Here is a 1,508-nt window from a genome sequence, read left to right as displayed (position 1 = left end):
CTGACTCTTATACACAAATAAATTAGGCTTCAATTGAACTTTATTTATATCAGTCGATCAGATCAGTTATAACGAAAAAACCGATCGAGTTTAATTATTATGCTGATAAAAGATACTGAACAATGGGCTAATCATTTGTTTAAACATGCTGAATTAGGTGATGAACGACGCACTAAACGCCTGGTAAAAATAAGTCATCAAATGGCGAGCAACACAGGAAGTTCTATTGTGAAAGCATCTGGCTCACAGGCCTCTATTGAAGGCGCATATCGCTTTCTTCGCAATGATAAAGTTGACGCAGATAACATCGCTACCGCCGGTTTGAATTCGCTGTTACCTGCAATAACGCTGTCAAACACAATCCTTGCGCTAGAAGATACATCAACATTGTGTTACCGACACAATGTGACTAAAGAGCTCGGACATACTGGCGCATATAAACAAAGCTCTTCTAAAGGGATGTTGGCGCACACCGTCCTTATGGTCGATGCAGAAACAGAGCGTACTATTGGCTTGGGTGCACAACATCGTTGGTGCAGAAAAGATGAAAACTTTGGTACCGCTAACGACAGAAAACGCCGCAAGTACGAAACGAAAGAAAGTTATAAATGGCAACGCTCGTCGGAAGAAATGAGTACCCGATTTGCAGATGTTATGGACAATATCATAAGCGTTTGTGATCGAGAATCTGATATGTTTGAGTATATTGATTATAAAACAATAAATAATCAACGGTTTGTAGTGAGGGCCAAGCATGAGCGGGTCGTGAATGCTGACGGCGATAAACTAAGTCCCTACATTGAAAATCAATCTAGCGAAGCTTCATATTCGGTTAAGATACAGCAAAAAGGAGGCCGAAAAGCACGTATTGCGAAAGTAGCTGTACGTTATGCTTGCATTACTATTTATCCGCCTAAAAAACACAAGAAACTTGGTGGTATGAATTTAACAGTAATAAGTTGCAACGAGATTGATCCACCAAGTGGAGCAAGTCCATTGTCGTGGAAATTGTATACAGGCGAACCAATAAATAGTGCTTCTGATGCACTAAAGATAGTTAGATTTTATGAACTAAGATGGCGAGTTGAAGAGTTCCATAAAGCGTGGAAGTCAGCGGGCACTCGAGTTGAGTCGTTTCGCATGCAAACGCGAAATAATCTAGAAAAGATCATTGTAATAACAGCATTTATTGCGGTGAGACTTCTCCAGTTACGCGAGCTTGTTGTCGATAAAGATAATGCAAAATCAATTAGTTGCGACAATTTTTTCAATCTTCTTGAATGGAAACTGTTGTGGTCAAAGACTGAAACTAAAAAAGCACCTAACACAACACCTTCATTACATTGGGCTTATTATGCACTTGCCAAATTAGGCGGGTGGCACAACAGCAAGCAAACAGGTGTTGTTGGTTGGGAAGCTTTATGGAAAGGTTGGTTTTCACTGAGCCAACTACTAGAAGGCGCTCGATTCATGCAAGCGCAACAACAGGAGATGTGATCAAGAGACAG

The 1,508-nt window shown here is 40.6% G+C and carries 1 protein-coding gene; it reads left to right on the top strand.

Features of this window, described 5'->3' with window-relative positions:
- The first annotated feature begins 99 nt into the window (after positions 1-99).
- Positions 100-1,497 (top strand): IS4 family transposase, encoded by a 1,398-nt coding sequence (locus J5X91_RS17945; protein WP_208835391.1) that lies wholly within the window; start codon positions 100-102, stop codon positions 1,495-1,497.
- The last annotated feature ends 11 nt before the right edge of the window (positions 1,498-1,508 follow it).

Source organism: Pseudoalteromonas sp. K222D (assembly GCF_017653575.1).
GTDB classification, from domain to species: domain Bacteria; phylum Pseudomonadota; class Gammaproteobacteria; order Enterobacterales; family Alteromonadaceae; genus Pseudoalteromonas; species Pseudoalteromonas nigrifaciens.
The sequence above is the reverse complement of the archived record's forward strand: the minus strand, read 5'-3'. Positions and strand labels throughout refer to the sequence as shown.

Excerpts from the sequence above, each read along its gene's own strand:
- J5X91_RS17945 (WP_208835391.1), top strand. The coding sequence starts at position 100 with ATGCTGATAAAAGATACTGAACAATGGGCTAATCATTTGTTTAAACAT.